The organism is Bifidobacterium reuteri DSM 23975, from assembly GCF_000741695.1.
Classification (GTDB): Bacteria; Actinomycetota; Actinomycetes; order Actinomycetales; family Bifidobacteriaceae; genus Bifidobacterium; species Bifidobacterium reuteri.
Genome location: NZ_JGZK01000017.1, coordinates 86,484 through 105,706, shown reverse-complemented (window position 1 = coordinate 105,706; position 19,223 = coordinate 86,484). Strand labels below are relative to the sequence as shown.

The following is a 19,223-nucleotide window of genomic DNA, read 5'->3' as shown; positions in this document are numbered from 1 at the left end:
GTGATTGACGGCCATGCGATATCGGAATTTCGAGGACTGTATTAACCTTGTTGCAGTGCGGCATGTCGCAATCTGGTAGTGGAGTGACAGGAGAGTAATGCAAGGCGAGCAAACTGATTCCCGTAAGGAAACCGTCACGGTGCTTATTCCTTGCTATAACGAGCAAGAATCATTGCCGATTCTGTTCGAACGCATGGATGCGTTGGTGAGTAAGCAGGTTGAAAGTGGTTTGAAATATACACTGCTGTTTGTTGATGACGGCTCCAAGGACGAGACTCGGCAACTGGTCCGTGAATACGCGCAGCATCATTCGTATGCGAAATACATATTCCTCTCCCGCAACTTCGGCAAGGAAAAGGCAATGTTCGCGGGAATCCAACATGTGGATACGGATGCTTTGGTGATTATCGACGCGGATCTGCAGGATCCACCTGAGCTTATTCCGCAGATGGCTGAGTTGTGGCGCCAGGGTTATGAGGATGTATATGCGCGTCGCCGCTCCCGCGAAGGTGAAAGCTGGTTGAAGAAGGCCACGAGCCGCTGGTATTACGAATTGTTGCAGAAGGTTTCGGGTGTGGCTATTCAAAAGGATACCGGTGACTTCCGCCTGCTTGATCGCAAATGCGTTGAAGCATTGAAGCGTTTGGACGAGTCCGAGCGAAACTCCAAGGCTCTGTTCAGTTGGATTGGATTCAAGAAGATCGAGTTCCTCTATGACCGTGACCGGCGTGTCGCGGGCAAGACCAAGTGGAACTATTTCAAACTATTTCACTTGGCAATGGATGGCATTACCAGTTTCACCACGTTGCCGTTGAAGATCGCTACATGGTCTGGTATTGCGGTTTCATTCGTCGCATTGATTTATGCGATTGTGATTCTGGTGAGGACGCTCGTTATCGGTGTGGATGTGCCGGGTTACGCTTCGATTATGGTGGTCATGCTCATACTTGGCGGTATCCAACTGTTGAGTCTCGGTATTCTTGGTGAATATCTAGGCAGAATCTTCATGCAAACTAAGAATCGTCCGAATTATCTGGTGGAGGAGCAGAATATTAGTCAGTGGAGCTGATTTCTTTACAGGATCATGGAGAGAACTGACCTCAGAACCTGCCTCTTACGGCACACCTGGCGATATGCTGAATACTATGGCTGAAGAACTGTTTGCTCCGAAGAATATTATTGTGACTGGTGGTTGTGGGTTCATCGGGTCGAATTTCGTGCATTACGTGTACAACAACCATCCGGATGTGCACGTCACCGTGCTGGACGCGTTGACGTATGCGGGCAATCTGGAGAACATCAAGGGCATTCTGGGTGACCGTGTGGAGTTCGTGCATGGGAACATCTGCGACGCGGAGCTGCTGGACAGGCTGGTTCCGGGTCATGACGCGATCGTGCATTACGCGGCCGAGTCGCATAACGACAATTCGATCGCGAACCCGGAGCCGTTTTTGAAGACGAACGTGGAGGGCACGTTCCGTCTTCTGGAGGCGGCGCGCAAGTACGATGTGCGCTACCATCACGTGAGCACGGACGAGGTGTACGGCGACCTGGCCCTGGATGATCCGGCGAAGTTCACGGAGGAGACCCCGTACCATCCGTCCAGCCCGTACAGCTCCACCAAGGCGAGCTCGGACCTGCTGGTGCGCGCGTGGCATCGCACGTTCGGCATCCGCGCGACCATCAGCAACTGCAGCAACAACTACGGCCCCTACCAGCATGTGGAGAAGTTCATTCCCCGTCAGATCACGAACATCCTGGACGGTCTGAAGCCGAAGCTGTACGGCAACGGCTCCAACGTTCGCGACTGGATTCATACGGACGACCATTCGACGGGCGTGTGGACGATCCTGACCCGGGGGCGTATCGGTGAGACGTATCTGATCGGCGCGAACGGCGAACGCGACAACCTGACGGTGCTGCGCGACATCCTGACCGTGATGGGCAAGTCGCCGGATGATTTCGACTGGGTGAGGGACCGTCCGGGCCATGACCGCCGGTACGCGATCGATTCGACGAAGCTGCGTACGGAGCTGGGTTGGGAGCCGACGCACACGGACTTCCAGAAGGGTCTCGAGCAGACCATCAAGTGGTACACGGACAACCGCGCCTGGTGGGAGCCCGCCAAGGCCGCCACCGAAGCCAAGTACAAGCAACAAGGACAGTGAAGGCAGGTTCTTGGTGGGTGAGTGGTGCTGCACTCACCCACTGTGCGGATTCTTGGAGTGGGAAGACAAGATGATGCCGTTATTGGTGGATTTTTATCTGGTCGAAGATGATTCCGAGGAGCAGGACTATCTCCGCTTGTGCGATGCGCCGCTTTCTCAGGACGTGTTGGATTATCTTCATGCAACGGAATCAGCTTTTGGTTGATGTCACTTGTCTTGCGGTGAATACTTGAGGATACATGTTTATTGGAGTTTGGCAGAAAGGGAGTCATAGGTCATGTCGTTTGAGTTTGAGAAGGATCTTCGGGTCACGGAGACGAATATCCCGGGTTTGCTGGTGTTTGATCTGGCGGTGCATGGGGACAATCGTGGCTGGTTCAAGGAGAATTGGCAGCGTGCGAAGATGACCGCGTTGGGGTTGCCTGATTTCGGTCCGGTGCAGAACAACATCAGCTTCAACGCGACGAAGGGTGTGACGCGTGGCATCCATGCGGAGCCGTGGGACAAGTACATCTCGATCGCGGCGGGTGAGATCTTCGGCGCGTGGGTGGACCTCAGGCCGGGGGAGTCGTTCGGCCAGGTGTATACGACCCGATTGGACCCGTCGAAGGCGATCTATGTGCCGCGTGGCGTGGGCAACAGTTTCCAGGCGTTGCAGGACGGGACCGTGTACACGTATCTGGTGAACGCGCATTGGAGTCTGGAGCAGAAGAAGACGTACACGTTCGTGAACCTCGCGGATCCCGAATTGGACATCCAGTGGCCCATCCCGTTGGGGGAGTCGGAGCGATCCGAGGCTGACCTGCATCATCCGATGCTCAGGGACGCGAAGCCCATGGCGCCGAAGCGCACTTTGGTGACGGGTTGCAACGGGCAGTTGGGCCATGCTATCCGCGCGTATGCGGAGGCGCATGAATTGCAGGGCTTCGAGTATACGGATATCGACGAGTTCGACTTCTCCGACCCGACAGCCTACGACAAGTATGACTGGAGCCTGTACGGGACGATCATCAACGCGGGCGCGTTCACGGCGGTGGATAGGGCGGAGACGGCGGAGGGACGTCCGATTGCGTGGAAGGCGAACGCGCAGGGTCCGGCCCTGCTCGCCCGGGTGGCGGGGGAGCATCACATCACGCTGGTGCACATCAGTTCGGATTATGTGTTCGATGGGACCGCGGAGAAGCATACGGAGACGGAGGCGTTCGCCCCGCTGGGTGTGTACGGCCAGACCAAGGCGGCCGGTGACATCGCGGTGGCGAACGCGCCGGAGCATTACATCCTGCGTTCCTCCTGGGTGATCGGCGAGGGGCACAACTTCGTGAAGACGATGATGGGCCTGTCCGACCGTGTGGCCGACCCGGCGGACAAGCTGGACAAGGTGACGGTGGTGGACGACCAGTATGGGCGTCTGACGTTCACCAGGGATATGGCGGAGGCCATCTTCCACCTGCTCGACTCGCATGCGCCGTATGGCACGTACAACCTGACCGGTTCGGGCGAGGTGAAAAGCTGGGCTGAGATCGCGCGCATGGTGTTCGACCTGACGAACGGCAACGGGGAGAAGGTCAAGCCGATCAGCACGACTGAGTATTTCGCGAACGCGAAGAACCCGGTCAGCCCGCGGCCCACGCATAGCGCGCTCGACCTGTCCAAGATCGAGGCCGCCGGCTACACGCCCGCCGACTGGGAGGAAAGCCTCAAAACCTATGTCACCAAAGAACTCGGCAAGTAGGCCTTTGTGCGTATAGCTGCAGCCCATGCGCACGCTGAGCGTGGCGAATGAATATGAGAAGCGGCTCTCACCAGACGGAGAGCCGCTTCTCATATTCATTCGCAATGGTATGTAGTTGCGGAATGATGTGGTCTCGTCGGTTTCCCGCATATCCTTTCAGTATCTTATCATCGATGATAAGATAATTTACCATGATAAGATAATGATAAGATACTGAAAAGATATGAGAGGCGAGTGCCATGCTATTGCCGCATAAGGAATCAATCCGGGTGGAGTTCAAGAGCGAGCGAACGGGTCCCGTTGATGATTCCGTGATTATCAACAACATGGTTGCGTTTGCGAATACGCAAGGCGGAACGTTATATCTCGGTATTGAGGATGACGGCACTGTGACGGGTGTGAGCAAGAAACATCGCAACATCAACCAGTTGGCCGCATATGTGTTCAACAACACCGTCCCTCCAGTGCAAGTACGCCCTTCGGTTATCAATGATTCCTGCGGACTCCAGGTCGTGAGCATCTCGGTGGACGAATCGCAGCAGCTGATTTGCACCAAGGGTGGCCGTGTGATTCAACGCGTGTTGAAGGCAGATGGCGAACCTGAGAATGTGACCATGTATCCATATGAGTTCATATCACGTCTTTCCGGCATCGGGCAGTACGATTACAGTGCGCAGCCGGCTCCGGATTCCTCTCTGAATGATTTGGACGGCGATGCTCGAAATATGCTGCGGGAAGGAATCGCTAGGACCCATGCCGATGATCAGTTGCTGGCTCTGGCGGACGCCGAGTTCGATGGGGCGACGGGTCTGGTCACTCGTGACATCAAAGACGGCATTGTTAGACCGAGTGTTGCGGGCATCGTAACCATTGGTACACATCATGCGTTGAGACGAACAATGCCAACTGCCACCGCGACGTTTCAGGTGATGCGCGACGGGTCTCCGGTGGTGGATGAGACGCTTCGTCTGCCTTTGGTGGCGATGCTTGCGCGCATTGAAGAGCTGCTTGCGCCTTGGAACACACAGACGGAGGTCATGCTGGGGCCACGGCATGCCGTTTTTTATGACATTGATCGAAGTGCTTTCCGTGAGGCGATGGTGAACGCATTCTGCCATCGGGATTACACGCTGCTTGGTCCGGTTCGATTTCAGATGGATGAGGCGGGCCTGACGATAGCCAATCCCGGTGGGTTTATGCGAGGCGTGAGCTTTGAGAATTTGCTCACTGTATCGCCGACTCCGCGGAACCGACAGCTTGCCGATGTGCTCAAGCGCTGCGGCTATGTTGAACGGACGGGACGTGGCATCGACCGCATCTTTGCTCGCACGGTAGCGGCTGGAAGGCCGTTGCCGGATTATTCGCAGTCCACGCCTGATGAAGTGGTGCTATTCTTCCGGAAGGCCAAGGTAGATGAAGGATTTGTCCGCATGGTCGATGCTCTTACTGAGAAACGACGCTCACCACTGCCGGTGGAAAGCCTCATCGTTGTTGCGGCATTGAACCAATACGGGACATTGACGGATGAAGACATTGCATTCAGGACGAGCATAGACCGCGAACGTGTGCAAATGGCGTTGGATGATTTGCGTTCGCTGGATGCTATTGAGGGCAACGGCAATCGGTATGCGTTAGTGGAGGAGAAAGAGAAAGACGCTGGCGATCCGGTGATTCTCAACACGCGGAGTTATCAGGAACGCTGCGCATCAGTGTTGGATTATATTCGTCAGGCAGGTGGAGCGACCTCGGTTTCCCAGATGGCTCGACATTTCGGGGTGAGTTACGCTACTGCGTCCCGCCTTCTTAAACGTATGCAGGATGATGGCATGGTTCGGCGCGATGGCGCCGCCAGAAGTTCAAGGTATTCCGTGGCATGAAGTTTACCTGTACCCGCCGTATGCGATGAAACCGCACAGACTTTCTGTCCGGTTCGATGCGGTGGAAGGTTATGGGTAAGCTAAGTACGGTTGAAAATATCGTGCGCTGTAACAGGAAAGCAGGTAGGAACATGAAGGGCATCATTCTCGCCGGCGGGTCGGGTACGAGGCTGTATCCGTTGACGACGGTGACATCGAAGCAGCTGCTCCCGGTGTACGACAAGCCGATGATCTACTATCCGCTGAGTGTGCTCATGATGGCCGGCATCCGCGACATCCTCATCATCTCCACGCCGAAGGATTTGCCAAACTTCGAGAAGCTGCTTGGTGACGGTACCCAGTACGGCGTGAACTTCAGCTACAAGGTGCAGCCGAGCCCTGATGGTCTGGCACAGGCGTTCATCCTCGGCGAGGAATTCATCGCCGGCGAGCCCTGTGCTCTTGTGCTCGGTGACAACATCTTCTACGGCAATGGCCTCGGCCGCACGCTGCGCAAGGCGGCAGCCGTGGAGCATGGCGCCACGGTGTTCGGTTATTACGTGGACGATCCCGAGCGCTACGGCGTGGTCGAGTTTGATGAGCATAAGAAGGCCATTTCCATCGTGGAGAAGCCCGAACACCCTGCCAGCAACTATGCGGTGACCGGTCTGTATTTCTATGACGAGCGCGTCACCGAGTTCGCCAAGCAGGTCAAGCCTTCAGCCCGTGGCGAGCTGGAGATCACCGACCTGAACAGGATGTATCTCGAGGACGGCACCCTCAACGTGCAGACGCTCGGCCGTGGCTACGCTTGGCTGGACACCGGCACGATGGACTCCTTGTATGAAGCGGGCGAGTTCGTGCGCACCGTGCAGCGCGCGCAGGGCCTGCCCATCGCAGTGGCCGAGGAGATTGCCTACGAGAACGGCTGGATTTCCAAGGACGAGCTACTCGAATCCGCCCAGCGCTACGGCAAGAGCCCCTACGGTAAGCACCTCAAAGACGTGGCGGACGACAAGATCATCGTCAAGTCGCGCGAAGAACGCTGACATAGCAGAGGTATAGCTGTATGCTGCCCCTTTTTTCTTTTGTTGTCATTGCCTATAACGTCGAACGCTATATTGGTCGTTGCTTACAGAGCATTAAGGCTCAGACGGTTCAGGATTTTGAAGTCATTGTGGTCAATGATGCGAGCAGAGATGGCACTCTTTCGGTAATACAGCAAGAAGTAAAGGGAGACAGTCGCTTCCGTGTGGTGAGTAAAAGCCAAAATGAGGGTGCTCATTTGGCACGACGTGCTGGTGCGTTGTCATCCATCGGCCGATACGTGATTTTCGTCGATGGAGATGATGCAGTTACACGGAACTGCCTCGAGTTGCTTCAGCCGGTGCTGACCAACAATAGCTACGATTTTCTTCGCTTCGGACGTAATGTCATACCGTTGGGTACTTCGGAATCAGATATTGTTTTCTCATATGCCAATGAGGAAATGTTCAACCAAGGAGATTGCGTACTCTCTGGATCAGAAATATTGCCGAGTATGTTTTCGCAACGTGACCATCGTTACACGTGGAGCATCATCGATTGCGCATTCAATGGTGAATTTGTTCGGCAGGGTTTTCAAGAGATGACTGATTACCCGCTTGGACGCATGCAGGATTCGTATGAGATGTTCGTATTGTGCTCAAAAGCACAGACTATGCGTATGATTCCCGATATTCGTGGATTGAAATACTATCTTGGAGCTGGAGTTTCGGGTAGGTCTAAAGAATCTGTAGATAAATTCAATTATCTTCAGCAATCGGCTCGCCAAGATATTGAATACGTTGCTTCATATGCGCGAACATGTGATGATTCCACTACTGATGATTGTGCAAGTTGGCTGAAGCAGGAATATCTGAGAATTATCGGAAATGAGTGGGTGACGAGGTTGTCGCCAGATGTTCAGACAGAGGCCGTGATCCGGCTTATGCTTACATGGCCGGCAGAAGACGTGTATAGCATTGTGTTGGGTCCGATAATGGCGAGAGGTCAATGGCTGCTTACACAAGACTCCATTCCTGTGGATGATGACGAGTTTTATCGTTGGGGCCGCCTTCTCGATGATCGGGTACTGCCAAAGATGGACTCTTCTGCGGCTCTTGCATATCGGGAGTTATGTTCGAAGGTTGACAGCCATGTTGTTGCCTTGAAGCAGAAACGCGAAGAGCGCCAGCGGGAGGAAGCAAGACAGAAAGAACTACTGGAAGCGCAGAAAAGAGCTGAGCGAAGTGCTCTTGCGCGTTGTGCAGACACGGTGATTCCAGAAGGTTCATTGCCTAGAGATGTGATTCGTCTGGTTCGCATGCATCTGCATAACAAGGGAAAATAAGTGTTTTATGTCATACAGCCTTATGCCATACAGTCTGATGGAAGGAAGGGAATAAGAACGTGAGCGTTGAGAATACGCATATGCATCGTCTGGGTATTTACTGTTTTTATGACAATCAAGGTCGAGCTGCACGATTCATCAAGCCTTTTCTCGATGACTTGATGAATAATATCGATGATCTGGTTGTGGTGGTGAATGGGAAGCTTGACGAACAGGCCCGACGTCTGTTCCAGAACTATACTCAGGACATTATTGTTCGTGAGAATAAGGGACTTGATGTCGCTGCTTACAAGCAGGCCATTCTTACCCTCGGCTGGGAAAAGCTCGAGTCCTATGATGAAGTGATCTGCCTGAACGACACCGTCATGGGACCGGTGTATCCGTTCCGAGAGATGTTCCATGTCATGGATGCAAAGCCCGTGGATTTCTGGGGTATCACTGCATACGCGGGTGAGATGGTCAACAAGGAAGTCATCCCCACGCATTTGCAAGCCTATTGGCATGCATACCGTCGTTCGCTGGTCTCATCACCCGCTTTCCACGAATATTGGGAGACCATGCCGTTGTGGAAGGATTATGCCGAGGTCACCCGTAAGCATGAGATGACTTTCACCAAGCATTTTGCCGACCTGGGGTTCACCTGGGCTTCGTACATCGATTGGCGTAAATACAAGGGTTACTCGTCATACCCATTGCTGTATATGCCCAAGCTGCTGATTAGCGACGACCGCTGCCCAGTGTTCAAGCGTCGTTCCTTCTTCGTGGACTACAGCGCGTATTTTGACCAGACTGCCGGCCAGCCCGCTCTGGATCTGTTCGATTACTTGCGTGATCATACCGATTACGACACGGATATGATTTGGGATGCAGTGCTTTCAGGCCACAATATCGACGATATCCGCAAAGCTATGCATCTGGATTACGTTTTGCCAACGCAGGCGCTGAATCCTCGTACGCATGATAAACCACGTTCAGCGTTCATCTACCATGTATACTTCATGGATTTGTTGGAGGACACATGCCATTACATTGCTTCACTGCCTGACGAGACCGATCTGTATATCACTTCTACCGAGAATAAGATTCCGCAGATTCGTGACTATATGCAACAGCACGGTGTTAGCCATCCTGCCACTTTTATTCCGGTGGTGAACCGTGGTCGTGATGTCTCTGCGCTGCTGGTTGCAGCTTGTCCGGTGGTATTGAGCGGGAAATATGATATCGTCGGCTTCGCACACGACAAGAAGTCGAGTCAGAATCAGGAAAATGGACACCACGGCACTGAGAGCCAGGGCTTCGCCTATAAGCTGATGGAAAACACGCTTGGCAGCAAGGCGTATGTAGAGAATATTCTGACGCTATTCGCGGAGAATCCGCGACTCGGCCAAGTAGCTCCTACGCCGCCGTACCATGCCCTGTATTTTGCGCACACCATTCCAGCGGATTGGGGCGCGAACTATGACATCACCAAAGAGCTTCTGGAAGAGCGGCTCAATATTCATGTCCCGCTTTCGCCATATAAGCCCACGGCATCAGCTATCGGCTCGTGCTATTGGTTCCGTGTAGAAGCATTGAAGCCCCTGTTTGAATACGGTTGGAAGTATGAGGACTTCCTGCCGGAGGGACAAATGGGTGAAGATGGTACCGTTTCACACGCGATTGAACGTGCCAATGGATATATCTGCCAGTCGCAGGGATATTACCCGGCATGGGTACTTTCCGATCGATATGCGCGCATTGAGGTCGATTCGTTGTTCTACACCACGGCAATGATGATGGGTTCGTCAGTGGAAGCACGTCGAGGGGAATCCCTCCTCAGCAACATGTATGGCCTGCATGCGGCAACCACTCGTTTCAGGACACTCAAAGCAGCCAAGCATCGTGTGCATCTGGGTCTACAGGCAGTGGCTGCGCAGACGGTACGCAAGCTTCCCGAGCCAGCTCAAAACGTGATTTATACGGCCGCATGGACGCCAATCAGCGCAGTGCGATACGTGCTGGGACAGTTGCGTGCAGGTGTGCGATATTTGCGTAAGCATTAAGGCAAAAGGGCTCTGTCAAATTAACCTTGACATATGCTTGCTGCATCCTATTCCTTAGTCGACTTGCTGCAATTACTGATGTGTTCCGCGTGCAGTCGGCTTGCCTGTCGGCTCGTACGTTGTCCTCACAAAGCAAATCTATATACGGACAACGTACGAGCCGACAGGCAGTAAAACAATATCAATTCTAGTGAAACGGAACACAGTAAAACAAAGCAGGGCTTCGTTCCTTATCGAAATGAAACGAGTATTTCAGTATCTATTGAGTATTAAATCCAATGCTTCTTAGTAAGATTCCTATACCGCTGCGTTGCTGTATATGCGATGATGATAATCAGAAATGTGACTGCCGAAAGCGCCGTCGCTATCTTCCAAGAAGCTGGTTCGACGAATGATACAGTGAATGTCCCTGACCAGCCTTGGGGAATAGATACAGTCAAGAGATTTGTATTGCCTTTACTTGAGGATAAACTAAGATTACTGTGATGCTTGCCATTCTCTTGGATTTGATAATGTGGGTATGCGAACAATGGTAGAGTAATAATTCCACCCTTTTCTGAAGAAGCGGTAACCGTTATGTTATTACCTCGTTTGTTATAATTTTTAACTGTCACTCGCTTTGAATCAGCATAGGGATTTGTCTGCCACCCAATGGCAGACAAATCTGTGTTTGCAGGGAGGTACTCGCCTGCCATAACTCCATTATTAGTCGCCATCGTGACTTGTTCAAAGGGGTCTAGAGGTTTGGCATTTTGTAAATAAGTAGAGCAGGTAACTGCTCCTTCCATTAGTCCCATAGCAAGAATCAAAACTATAACAGGCTTAGCGTATATAGAGAACTGAGTAGAACGAATAAGTAAAAAGCATCCTAATCCCCCCATGAGAATGAGGCTTATAGCGGCATAGCTTACGAAACGTGTCGGGAATTGCACAGTAGCAATTGTACCTATCAATGCATGTAGCCTACTCGCGTTCCACGGGAATAACGTAGTCGTAAGAAAAGCAGCTAACCCAAAGGTTATTAAAGGAGGGATTCCCCAATGGAACAACCGTTTTTGTTCAGAATCGCGATTCTCCCTTAGTATAAGCATAAGTGGCCAAAGAAGCGCGAATGCTATCGTCGCCCACCCAAGAGAATATGGAATATCGCCTGCAAATGCTTTGCCTTCCTCAACTTGAACAAGTGGAGAGAACAGCAATAGTAGCTGACCTGGTTCGATAGCTTTTCTTGATGCCAAATCCATTTTCTGTTGATCGGATAGAGCATTGACTGTCATATCTGCGTTTAAAGTAAAATCTGCAAAAGGAATGATAAAAAAAGCAGAAAGTAATATAGTAATTAATAGTGCTACGCCTAGTTGCTTCCAAACGGATATTGAATGATTGAAGATTAGTAACACTATCAAGGCGGGAATTGCTACGAGTGCAGTCATTGCTGTGCTGAGAACGTGCGAGTTGATGATGCCCGTCGTGGCAACCGCACACAAAATACCACCTCGAATTCCTGCATTTGTATTATTGGCAAATATGAGATACAGCCCGTAAATAAGGACAGGGAAGAACAGCATTGCCAGCCATTCCCCTAATGAGCCTCTGGAGTAGATATCATCAAGTCGATATGTATTTAATGACCAGAGAGCGGCACAAGTAACACCTATAGCACGAGATTGATGAAAGATACGTCTAAAGCAAGCATAAGAAATGAGGATAGAGGTGATGTTCACTGCAATAGCAAAAAGATGGTACGAGGTATAAACTGAAAAACCTAAGCAGTTTAGTATTGCCGGAACATAGAGAAAGATGTCAGGATACATGATTGATGTTGGATACCCATATCCTGAAACTTGCACTGTTTGCATGCGAACGGGGAACTGACCGGCCTGAAGACCTTCGGCAATGCCCTTTATCCGAAACAGATGAAAGTCAAGATCAGCTGCCCATAGTGGAGTTCGAGAAAGGAAAGGGATATTGCCTATTACGATAACCACAGTCAGTAAGAAGACGATGATTATATTTCGTTGGCGTTCGGTCAGCGCAAGTTGTGCGGAAAGTGACTCTGTTCCACTCTTTTCCATATGATATCTTTCTTCATGACTATGCCCAACAGGCCAAATATTCAATATATTAATGATTGGAAGACCTATAGTTCGATTAGCTATCTAAATGGGCTGTAGGATTCGTTTCTATTACTATTTGACATGGTGGGAACAAACCCATATTGATATGTTTGGTAGCTCCTATGTTTTCATCACAATTAGTTTACTTGTGCGACTCGCATAGCGCTCTTGTTAAGTAGAGCATACCCATTATTTCCCGGAATACGCAACGCAAAATCGAGTGAACGATTTTCATCGGTATAGGCAAGCTGCTGGTTTGATTTGACATTGTCAGGATCTGGCAAGATGCGCAGTTGAGCTGTAATACGGTAATTTCCATTGCAGATAGCATTGAGCGGCAACTCGAATGTTGCGGTTTGGTGTCCATGTTTCGTTTGTTGTAATTCGGCTGCTGTGTCATACACAATACCGCCGCGTTGCATATCCAGTACCGTGAGGATGAGATAGAAAGCTACCTTTTCGTTGAATTCATATTCAACATGGAATCGGAACGGATCACTGGTCTTGACCAGTGGCGAACTATCTGCTCGTACCTCCAGTTTGGGCACGCGTTCGCTCAAACCTGCTGGATATTGTCCTTCCGAAAGCTGCTCTTCTTGTGATTTCTTTGCTGATTTCAGATTCTCGAGAGTGTACTGATCAGCGACATCATTTTTGTTGCCAGAAACTACAATCTCACCGTCTTTGATGAGGATTGCTTTATCGCAATATTTCTTTACCGCATCCATAGAATGAGTTACTAGGATAACGGTCTTGCTCGGATCATGCTTGATCTGGGAGAAGAAATTGTCGCATTTGCGCTGGAATGCTTCGTCGCCGACGGCCAGAACCTCATCGAGCACAAGAATATCGCCTTGCGCTTTGATGGCTACAGAGAAGGCAAGACGCACCTGCATGCCGGACGAATAGTTCTTGAGCTTTTGGTCCATGAAATCACCGAGTTCGGCAAAATCCACGATGTCGTTGTACATGGCGTCGATTTCTTCGCGGGTGAATCCGAGCAATGCGCCATTGAGGTATACGTTTTCTCGTCCAGTGAGTTCCGGATTAAACCCGACACCGAGTTCGATGAATGGAACAAGCTTTCCTTTGACTGTTACTTTGCCTTGTTCGGGCTTGTAAATCTGAGAGATGATTTTTAACAGTGTTGATTTGCCGGAGCCGTTACGTCCGACAATGCCAAAGAAATCTCCTTGGTGCACTTCAAAATTGATATCTCGCAACACATGCTGTTCGGTGTATCCTTTAATGCCACGAGTCCAGTTCAGAAATGCCATTTTGAGACCTGTGGCCTGCTCGGTGGGCAAGCGGAAGTATTTGGCTACATGCTCGACCTTTAAAACAACTGGGCGAGTATCGTTGGTGGCAGCAGTGTCGATTGTGTTGTTGCCGGACATTAGAGCACCTCCGCGAATTTGGCGCTGTACTTACGGAATACGTGAATGCCTAGCCAGAGGATCACAATGGAGCTGACGTAGGGGATTAGGCATAGCCACTTATTATTCACTGTGGTCCAAACGGTCGGGATATATTCCGGTGAAAGCAGGTTGTGGCGAATATCCATAATGGTTTGGGTGGTGGGCATCAGCATCATTACTTTTGCTGCCCATCCAAAACCACGGTCGACCACCATTGAAATCGGGTAGATGATAGGGGTGGCATAGAACATTGCTTGCAGAACCACTTCCCAGATATGGCCGATATCTCGGAAATATACATACAAGGATCCAAGCAGCAGCGCCACTCCGAGAGAGATGGCATAGAGCTGGACGATGCTGGGAATTACGAGTAATACGCGCCATGTGTAATGTGCATGGGCAAATGTGCCGAAAAGAATAACCACTCCGAGATTGATAGCCAAAGAGATCATTGACCCCATGGTTGTGGATGCCACGATAATGTAGTTAGGGAAATGGATCTTACGCAGCAAGTCACCACGATCAACGATGGAGCGCATTCCCATGCCGGTGGATTCCGAGAAGAACTGCCACAAGCAGGTGCCGCACAATAGCGAAATCGGGAAAGTCGGAGTGCCATCCGAGAACTTCAAGAATTTGACGAATACCATGTACATCACAGCGAACAGCATGAGAGGCTGAAGCACGGACCACAGTACACCTAGGAACGATCCTTGATATCGCAGTTTGAAATTGGTTTTCACCAGCTCTTTGAAAACCACCAATGCATAGTGGTAGCGAGCCTGAAGTCTGTTGACTAGTTGCTTCACAAGCGTTCCATTCTACAAACGACAACAATGGCTGCCTGTTGGGCAGCGCAGTCTTCACTAGTTCCGCCTATTCTATGGGCTGGGGTAAACGCGACGCAGATACTGTGCCAGACATGCGGAAGCTATTGACGAGTGGCATCGTCCATGAGCTCATCAAAGCTGTCGTCTCTGACAAGATCGGCGAAATCTCCGTTCAACGCTCTGCGAATCGTAGGGTATGCAAGTATCTGTTTAATTACTTTGTCGTTGCCGCCTGCGCTGTTTGTGCTCCAAAGAGCTTCTGTCTGTGAGTTTGGTACAAAACCGATACGGTTTTGAGTCCGTGCTTCTTCGGCGGAAATCAAAGAGATTACTTGGTTCGTTGTTGCAGAGACAACGGGAATACTGCCTATAACTTGCATGACCTTTATCCAGATGTCGTCTGCCCGCAGCGCCGTATCGCGAATTGCCTGCATATCAAACGTCTCCGGAGGCATGATGTGGGGTGGAAACAAGGTACCAGCACCGTTCGTTCCGAACAAACGCATCGAAGGCCGATCCAGCATTGCCGGATAATGTGCTGGCGCTTCAAAAATCCATTCGTTATACGGCTTAAGCGAGCCATCTACATTGAAGGTGATTAGATGAGTGCGAATCGATACGACCGCCTCAGGATGAGTCTGATGTGCCGCCACCAATTCAGAGATATATGTATTGGGGTATATCATGTCATCATCAAAAGTGATGACTAGATCATGAGTAAACTCCTGAAGTGCCCAATAGTATTTCTTATGAGGCTTCAAATCCTCTGTTACCCAGCGTATTTGTACATCATGAGCGAGTAAATGCGTAAGTGTCGCAGGCAAATCCTTTTCGCGGTTTGGGAAATCACCCTCATAAAGCCAAAGAACCACCTTATCCGGCAACATTTTCTGAGCCAGAATCGAACGAATCGACTCGTGGATAGTAGCAATCCGAGGTGGGTAAGAGGTCAACGAAACAATGATGCGTTGCTTTCTGCTGAGACGCCGAGCAGCGTGCGTCAATGTACGTCGTAGCTTGTTCTTTGATTCCCACAACCAGATGCGGGTATTCGCGTATATTCTCATAATAAACAAGAATACAGTGGGAATGAAGTTCGAATCGGTGAGTAGCGAGACTAATGAATGTGATTGTGTAGCCCATGCTTCAACGTGCATGTTGAGGATTGTATGTCGTGTAGCACTGCGCTATGTTTAGCATCGGTCATGTTGATTAATATGCCAAGAGCTACGAGTGAGCCCACGTTAACCAAAACGTTAGAGCCGCCTATGGAATATCTGAATTGCGCATTGGCGGGAAGGAATTGCGAAAGCCACGCTATGACGAATATGTAAATAAAGTTGTTTGTTACCAATCCTCAGGACATGAGTGCTTCCAAGATGTAATCATGGCTCTGTCTTTTGCGGATTCTGATGATTACCAACAGAGTCATGGACAGAAGAAGGCAGACTAGTAGCACTATGTTGATTATCTTGTAGGTGCTTTGTACGGTATAGGCAAATCGGAAGGCTGAGAATAACTGAAGAACGGAATGTGCTGTGGATTACGGTCGTATAAGTCGATGTTTAATCGTTGCAAACCAATCCAGCAGAAAGTGTTCTTTGAACGAACAGCTCATCAAGAGTTCGTCGTCGAAGCTCTCCTGCCAGCGGTACCTCATATGCAGTGTAAGAGACATGATCAATCGGCCTGCGGTCAGCACAAACAGCGCGATGGCGCTGCTCTGTCCATGATAGTTTACACCTGATTCGGTCAAGGTTTGCTGGACGGCTTCTGGTCTGCTGCTTACTGGCAATCCCCAAGAGTAACTCAGGTTTACGCCGTTTCAAAACAGTACGATGGGAGGGATTCCAGAGAAAGGCTGAAAGCAATGGAAATGTGGATATGCGAGTATGTTAAATCTACTTTGGGAAGAGGATTTAGGAGGGTATCTTCTTGGCACTGGGCTCGTTTGCCTGAGCTTGGCGAGTATATTGCCACGCAGGCAGGCGCGCTCGAAGTGCGTGAGATTATCTGTGAAAATGAATATGGCCCGCAGCACCCTACTTATATCGTTGGTGTGATAAGACGGTGACTATTGCATGTTCTTGACCTTGGCGTCATAGACATGCTTTTCAAGCAGCCGGATCTGTCGGGTCGCGGCACAGTGGAGGCGCTGGGGGAGTGGAAGCTTGCCCAGTAGCTCATGGAATTCCTGGGTGTCCAGTTCGCGCTGCGCCTGGCTTTCGGGGGTGTTGAAGTCCGGGGCGGTAGCCTCCTCGTGATAGGAGCCGACCAAAGTATAGTAGCTGCGGCCCGGGCGTATGCCCTGCTCCAAGCATAGGCGGAAGTTGTGGGCGCCGGCGGCGAAATTGTCATGATAGAAGCCGAAGCTGCGTTCCTTATGCGTCACCGACCCGGCCGACTGCAGCCAGTTGTACAGGTTCACGTCGATGTCCGCCACCTTGCCCATGCGCGAGTACAGCTCGCCGGCCACCATCACGTCCTGCGCATACATGCCCTCCGGGAATCTGATGCCGTCCCATAGCTCGCGCTTATACAGCCTGCACCAGTTGGCCTCGTTAAAGTAGCGGGCCTCGGTGTGGCGGCCGAGCTTGTCCCCGATCAACCTGAGACTCTTGCAGAACACGGTCTGATATGCGGCGAGCGGATGCTCGAACACGGTGATCGTGCCGGGGGCGTCGGCGCCGACTGCCGCTTCCGCGGCCACCGTCTCCAGCTGGGAGACGCCGAACTGACGCCAGCGGGCCTTGCTCATATCCGCACCGGTGCTGAGCAGCGCATGCAACAGCAGCTCGATGTTGCGCCGGTCGAGGATATCGTCATTGTCGGCGAACGCGATGTACTCGCCGTGCGCCGCATCCAAGCCGGCGTTCTGCGCCTTGGAGATGCCGCCGTTGGTCTGGTGAATCACCGTGACGCGGTCGTCCTGCGCGGCGTATTCGTCGCAGATCGCGGGGCTGGAATCCTTCGCGCCGTCGTCCACCAGAATCACCTCAAGGTTCGTGTACGACTGCCCCAGGATCGAATCCACGCAGTAGCGCAGATACTTCTCGGCGTTGTACACCGGCACGATGATGGAGACAAGCGGTGAATCCTGCGTCATGGCATCCCTCTTGATACGTCAGCGGCCCGGCCGGAACAGGCGGACCATCGAAGCGATATGGACATGAACAGTATGGCACACGGAAGCGGTCCGCATGCCGCGCGGTGCAGGAACGGGAGTGGCGTCTTGTCGAATGATGACAATCGCTACGGTCCCAAGACCTTGTCTCCAAAGGCTTTGCCTATACTGTACTCAGTTGTCGGTGTATGGGATTGTGTCGGGGCCGACGAAGGTGCGTTGCGCGTCTGGGCGCCTGAACGCGTGCGCGTTCAGGCGTTCGGGCCGGAAGGAGCAGGCATGACCGGGTATGTGCTGCGTCTGTACGACGTTCCGCTGCTTCGATTCGACGCCGTGTACGGTGAGGGGTTGCTGGCCGGCAAAATCGAAGCCCGCGTCCGTTGGTTCGACGAGTCGAAGCGGACGCTGCTCCCATTCCCGCTGGCACCCGAGCCGGATGATGCGAAGCTCACCACTTGGCTGGAGCGGCGCACGATTCCGAAAAACCGCGAGTTCGCCGCCCAGATTCTCGCACAGGCCGGGCTGAACATCTCGGACACCCTTGGCATCATCGACCTGTGCAAAGGACTGTCGGTCAATGATTCGTTCTGGGTGGAACGCGACGATGAGAATCTGAGGTTCGAGGACATCAATCTGTACGACAATCCGCTGGACGATACGCTCGCCATCGTCGCCTACACCGGGTACACGTCGAGCGAGAAGCATGCGATCGGCCTGTCGAGCGAATGGACGACAGACGGGCAGTTCCCGAAGGCGTGGCGCCATATGCAACATGGTCTGGAACTATGGAAGGCGGGTTCCGTGGGCTATGCGAACGCCGGGCTGGAGCCGTATTCCGAATACCTTGCCTCGCAGCTGGCATACAAGCTCGGCGTGAACGCGGTCGACTACCGTATCGCCCGTTGGAAAGGCAAACTGGCATCGGTATGCCCATCCATGAACTCGAAGGATGTTTCGTTCGTGCCGTTCTACGCGGCCACGCAGCTGGCCTCGTTCCCTGAGATTTTGGCCGCCGCCCGTGCCGTGTCCGAGGAGTCGTTCGAGGCGATGCGCACGATGCTCGTGTTCGACGCGCTTATCGTCAACCAGGACCGCCACGCCAACAACCACGGTTTCCTGCGGGACAACCATACCGGGCGCATCCTCGGTCCGGCTCCTCTGTTCGATCACAACATGTCGTTGTTCAAGAACGACATGCGTTCCGACTGGGAGCATGGCGCATGGACGCCGAAAGTGTTGGAGGAGCGCCAGCCGTCGAACTCGCGCATGACGTTCCGCGACCAGTGTGCGAGCATCATGGGTGCCAGCCAGCATGAGATGCTGCGCCGTGCGTTGGATGTCACGTTGGAGAACGATCCGGCATACCCGCTTGAAGACGGCCGTATCGAAGCGTTGAACGAGTACCTGCATGCTGCAGCCCGCTCATTGCTCGACATTCCCTTGGTGGACGAGTCGAAGCTCGCCGTCCAGCTGGATGCGCTACGCCCGGCGGTCAGGAACGCGCCCGTGATTCGCAACGAAGACTTGCTTAAGGAGACATAGGTGCTGGCTGCTAGTGGTCTGTC

14 protein-coding genes are annotated in these 19,223 nt (G+C 52.1%); 9 read left to right on the top strand and 5 right to left on the bottom strand.

Annotated features, from left to right (window positions below):
- Positions 1 to 97: 97 nt before the first annotated feature.
- From BREU_RS09790 to BREU_RS09760, 8 genes are all read left to right on the top strand, one after another.
- Positions 98 to 1,069, top strand: coding sequence for a glycosyltransferase family 2 protein (locus BREU_RS09790; RefSeq protein WP_044090426.1), 972 nt, complete (start codon positions 98 to 100; stop codon positions 1,067 to 1,069).
- Positions 1,070 to 1,145: 76 nt separating this feature from the next.
- Complete coding sequence (gene rfbB, locus BREU_RS09785) at positions 1,146 to 2,168, top strand: dTDP-glucose 4,6-dehydratase (protein WP_044095958.1); 1,023 nt, start codon at positions 1,146 to 1,148, stop codon at positions 2,166 to 2,168.
- Positions 2,169 to 2,178: 10 nt separating this feature from the next.
- Positions 2,179 to 2,373 (top strand): hypothetical protein, encoded by a 195-nt coding sequence (locus tag BREU_RS12005; protein ID WP_156100227.1) that lies wholly within the window; start codon positions 2,179 to 2,181, stop codon positions 2,371 to 2,373.
- 72 nt (positions 2,374 to 2,445) lie between these two features.
- The gene (locus tag BREU_RS09780; protein ID WP_044095946.1) at positions 2,446 to 3,900 is read left to right on the top strand and encodes a sugar nucleotide-binding protein; all 1,455 of its coding nucleotides are present in this window, start codon (positions 2,446 to 2,448) and stop codon (positions 3,898 to 3,900) included.
- 269 nt (positions 3,901 to 4,169) lie between these two features.
- Entirely contained in the window at positions 4,170 to 5,777 is a 1,608-nt protein-coding gene (locus BREU_RS09775) for an RNA-binding domain-containing protein (RefSeq protein WP_052382116.1), read from the top strand.
- Positions 5,778 to 5,908: 131 nt separating this feature from the next.
- Positions 5,909 to 6,805: a glucose-1-phosphate thymidylyltransferase RfbA gene (gene rfbA / locus BREU_RS09770; protein WP_044089842.1), complete on the top strand. Its 897-nt coding sequence runs from the start codon at positions 5,909 to 5,911 to the stop codon at positions 6,803 to 6,805.
- Positions 6,806 to 6,825: 20 nt separating this feature from the next.
- Positions 6,826 to 8,127, top strand: a complete 1,302-nt coding sequence (locus BREU_RS09765; protein WP_044089843.1) for a glycosyltransferase family 2 protein — start codon at positions 6,826 to 6,828, stop codon at positions 8,125 to 8,127.
- Positions 8,128 to 8,207: 80 nt separating this feature from the next.
- Positions 8,208 to 10,169 (top strand): rhamnan synthesis F family protein, encoded by a 1,962-nt coding sequence (locus tag BREU_RS09760; RefSeq protein ID WP_044089844.1) that lies wholly within the window; start codon positions 8,208 to 8,210, stop codon positions 10,167 to 10,169.
- A 269-nt stretch (positions 10,170 to 10,438) separates the two neighbouring features.
- On the opposite strand, the gene BREU_RS12000 is transcribed toward BREU_RS09760, so the two are convergent.
- The 5 genes from BREU_RS12000 to BREU_RS09740 form a co-directional block, all read right to left on the bottom strand.
- Positions 10,439 to 12,244 (bottom strand): hypothetical protein, encoded by a 1,806-nt coding sequence (locus BREU_RS12000; RefSeq protein WP_152598615.1) that lies wholly within the window; start codon positions 12,242 to 12,244, stop codon positions 10,439 to 10,441.
- A 179-nt stretch (positions 12,245 to 12,423) separates the two neighbouring features.
- Positions 12,424 to 13,683 (bottom strand): ABC transporter ATP-binding protein, encoded by a 1,260-nt coding sequence (locus BREU_RS09755; protein WP_044089845.1) that lies wholly within the window; start codon positions 13,681 to 13,683, stop codon positions 12,424 to 12,426.
- A complete protein-coding gene (locus BREU_RS09750) occupies positions 13,683 to 14,513 on the bottom strand; it encodes an ABC transporter permease (protein ID WP_044089847.1) in 831 nt (276 codons plus the stop codon). Before BREU_RS09750 ends, BREU_RS09755 begins: the two co-directional genes overlap by 1 nt.
- Before the next feature lie 122 nt (positions 14,514 to 14,635).
- A complete protein-coding gene (locus BREU_RS09745) occupies positions 14,636 to 15,691 on the bottom strand; it encodes a glycosyltransferase (protein WP_238567059.1) in 1,056 nt (351 codons plus the stop codon).
- A gap of 917 nt (positions 15,692 to 16,608) precedes the next feature.
- On the bottom strand, positions 16,609 to 17,640 hold the full coding sequence (locus BREU_RS09740; RefSeq protein WP_044089848.1) for a glycosyltransferase family 2 protein: 1,032 nt from the start codon (positions 17,638 to 17,640) through the stop codon (positions 16,609 to 16,611).
- Positions 17,641 to 17,937: 297 nt separating this feature from the next.
- Between BREU_RS09740 and BREU_RS09735 the strand changes: the two genes are divergently transcribed.
- Positions 17,938 to 19,200 carry a HipA family kinase gene (locus BREU_RS09735; RefSeq protein WP_044089849.1) on the top strand — a complete coding sequence of 421 codons (1,263 nt, stop codon included), beginning with the start codon at positions 17,938 to 17,940 and terminating at the stop codon, positions 19,198 to 19,200.
- Positions 19,201 to 19,223 lie beyond the last annotated feature (23 nt).

Coding starts and splice junctions, on each gene's coding strand:
- BREU_RS09790 (WP_044090426.1), top strand. CDS start 98: ATGCAAGGCGAGCAAACTGATTCCCGTAAGGAAACCGTCACGGTGCTT.
- rfbB (WP_044095958.1), top strand. CDS start 1,146: ATGGCTGAAGAACTGTTTGCTCCGAAGAATATTATTGTGACTGGTGGT.
- BREU_RS09780 (WP_044095946.1), top strand. CDS start 2,446: ATGTCGTTTGAGTTTGAGAAGGATCTTCGGGTCACGGAGACGAATATC.
- rfbA (WP_044089842.1), top strand. CDS start 5,909: ATGAAGGGCATCATTCTCGCCGGCGGGTCGGGTACGAGGCTGTATCCG.
- BREU_RS09765 (WP_044089843.1), top strand. CDS start 6,826: ATGCTGCCCCTTTTTTCTTTTGTTGTCATTGCCTATAACGTCGAACGC.
- BREU_RS09760 (WP_044089844.1), top strand. CDS start 8,208: ATGCATCGTCTGGGTATTTACTGTTTTTATGACAATCAAGGTCGAGCT.
- BREU_RS12000 (WP_152598615.1), bottom strand. CDS start 12,244: ATGGAAAAGAGTGGAACAGAGTCACTTTCCGCACAACTTGCGCTGACC.
- BREU_RS09755 (WP_044089845.1), bottom strand. CDS start 13,683: ATGTCCGGCAACAACACAATCGACACTGCTGCCACCAACGATACTCGC.
- BREU_RS09745 (WP_238567059.1), bottom strand. CDS start 15,691: ATGCACGTTGAAGCATGGGCTACACAATCACATTCATTAGTCTCGCTA.
- BREU_RS09740 (WP_044089848.1), bottom strand. CDS start 17,640: ATGACGCAGGATTCACCGCTTGTCTCCATCATCGTGCCGGTGTACAAC.
- BREU_RS09735 (WP_044089849.1), top strand. CDS start 17,938: ATGACCGGGTATGTGCTGCGTCTGTACGACGTTCCGCTGCTTCGATTC.